This window comes from Streptomyces sp. NPDC060198 (assembly GCF_042728415.1).
GTDB lineage: Bacteria > Actinomycetota > Actinomycetes > Streptomycetales > Streptomycetaceae > Streptomyces.
Genome location: NZ_JBHWZJ010000611.1, coordinates 1 through 2,419 on the forward strand (window position 1 = coordinate 1; position 2,419 = coordinate 2,419).

At 68.5% G+C, this 2,419-nt stretch carries 2 protein-coding genes; both read left to right on the forward strand.

All coding sequences use genetic code 11. The features are described 5' to 3' along the window. Positions 1-1,617 (forward strand): polymorphic toxin-type HINT domain-containing protein (locus tag ACFWEP_RS34065; protein WP_387376095.1); only part of this gene is annotated, 1,617 nt, incomplete at its 5' end. Positions 1,618-1,619: 2 nt separating this feature from the next. Further along, the gene (locus ACFWEP_RS34070; protein ID WP_387376097.1) at positions 1,620-2,288 is read left to right on the forward strand and encodes a hypothetical protein; all 669 of its coding nucleotides are present in this window, start codon (positions 1,620-1,622) and stop codon (positions 2,286-2,288) included. The last annotated feature ends 131 nt before the right edge of the window (positions 2,289-2,419 follow it).

Sequence of the window (2,419 nt, forward strand, 5' to 3'; positions counted from 1 at the left end):
GAGGCAGCACGGGCCGCGGCGAGCCGGGCCGACGAAGCCGCCACGGCGGCCGAGGAGGCCGCGAAGGACGCGCAGCTGTACGCGGAGTCGGCCCAGGAAGCGGCGGAATCCGCCGAGCGCAAGGAAGCCAACCAGCAGGTCAGCACGGGCGCGGGCACCGGGATCGGCGGCACGTTCTTCGTCGTCGACGAGGACAGTGTCAAGGTCACCGACACCAAGCAGGACAAGCCCTGCGAGATTCCGCCTGGCTTCGGCACGAGTTGCACGGTCACCTTCACCTACACGTTCGACGTGATGGTCGACTTCTACCTGTGCGTCAACGACGCCGTCCCCGCGACGGCTTCGGGATGCCCGGCTTCCGACACCCAGCACCTGGGAACGGAACCCTTCACGGGCCTGAAGAAGGACGTCACCAAGACCTTCACGCAGATGGACATCCTCAAGGGCCTGCTCCAGACCTACCTGGCCGTGGGTAAGGCGATCCTCGTCCAGGACTTCGTGGACTGCTGGCACGGCAGCATCAGCGGCTGCGCCTGGGCGGCGTCCAACTTCATCCCCGGCAAGGCGCTGGGGAAGGTCGTCGAGGGCATCCGGGCCCTCGACGCGGCCATGAAGACCGGCGTCGGCGTCCGGGAGGCGTTCGTCGCCCTGAAGGCGCTGGACGACATCAACCCGGCGACGGTCGCCCGTCTCGAAAACACGGTCAACGGCTACGAGGACGTTGTTTCGCTCTGCCGGCGGAACAGCTTCCCCGGAGACACCCGGGTCCTCATGGCGGACGGCTCGCTCAAGGCGATCCGCGACGTGCGCCGGGGCGAAAAGGTTCTTGCCACCGACCCGTCGACCGGGCTCTCCACCTCCGAGCCGGTGACCGACACCTTCCGCCACGACACCACGCGCCTGGTCGACATCACGGTCGACGGCGCGGTACTGACCAGCACGGCCGGCCACCGGTTCCACGTGGAGGGGCGCGGCTGGACGTTCGTGTCGGATCTGCGCACCGGCGACCGCCTGCGCACCCCGGACGGCGCCCTGCACCGGGTGAGCGGCCTTCGCGACCGGGACGGGCTGACGCCGACCGAGGTCTACGACCTCACGGTCGACGAAGTGCACACGTTCTACGTCGGAACGCGAGGCACCCGGCCGCAGAACGTCCTGGTCCACAACTGCACCGACATCATCTCGGACGAGGGTTATGAGGGGGCCCATACCCTCGGCGACCACGTCAACAAGTCCAACACCGAGATGGCCGCCAAGGCCGAGGCGTCCAAGGGCGGCATCGCGACCCGGTGGACCGATGAGGCGACCGCGGCCGAGGCGGTGGACAAGGCCATGAGGGAGTGGATGCAGCAGCCCGGCAAGGCCGCGGAGCTGGAGGCGTGGAAGACCAAGCAGGCACAGCGGATCGGGAAGAAGCTGCCTTTCGTCTCGACCCGTGACCTGAAGACCATCGAGTGGGACATCCGCGGCATGGGCAGCTCGCTCGGGAAGAAGTGGGTGAAGAACGGCGTCCAGGGCGGACCGGCCGGCACTACGGTGGTCGTCCAGCTCAAATACGTCGGCAAGGCGCACAAGCCCAGCAAGTACGTCGTCTACACCGCCTATCTGAAGGACTGAGCATGACCGAGGAGATCGGGCTGACCTGGCTGGCGGAACAGTGCGACGCCACGGAGGATCTGCTCCCGCACGAACTGGACTGCCTGGTCGAGCGAGGCCCGGTCTCCACCATGGTCCTGGCCGCCGGACGGTCCGTCACCGAACTCCGGGGGGCGTCGTCCCTGCAACTGGGGCGTGACGTCCGACGCCTGCGGGAGTCGGACATCCCGGAGGAGGTGATCCGTACCGCCTGGATCGCGTCCACGGACCATGCGTTCGATCCCTTCAAGGAAGGTGTCGGCGTCCGTACCTGGCTCGACATGATCGAGGCAGCCTGGCTGGCCGAGGAATGCCGCAATTCCCCCGGCTTCGTCCGCCCGACGGCGGACCCGGTGACGGACGACGCTTCCCGCGCCGCCGTACTCCACGCCGTGGGTACCGTCGGCGTGGATCTCGCCCTGGCCGACGTGGCGGGAAGGATGTACGACGTGCTGCCCGTGGGAGACGTCGTCCCGGCGCTGGAGCGGGTGGTGACCGACGTCTGTGCCGACCTCGGCTACCGCTTGTTCCTGCGGGCTCTCAAGGCCTACGCCGTGCCGGTCGGCCCCGGAGCCCGTTCAGCTTTCGCCGTTCTGGGTGAGCGGTTCGGGTACCCGGAGGGCCTGGTCGTCCAGGACCTCGTCCGGGGATGAACCGGAGCCATCGGGGGGCTTGAAGAACCAGTCGCGCGGTGAAAGTGGCGCCGTCCGCCCGGAGGGCGGGTCCGGCGGCGTCCGGCGCATGCGATCGCACGGCGGAGGGGCGCCCCGATACTGGATGTATC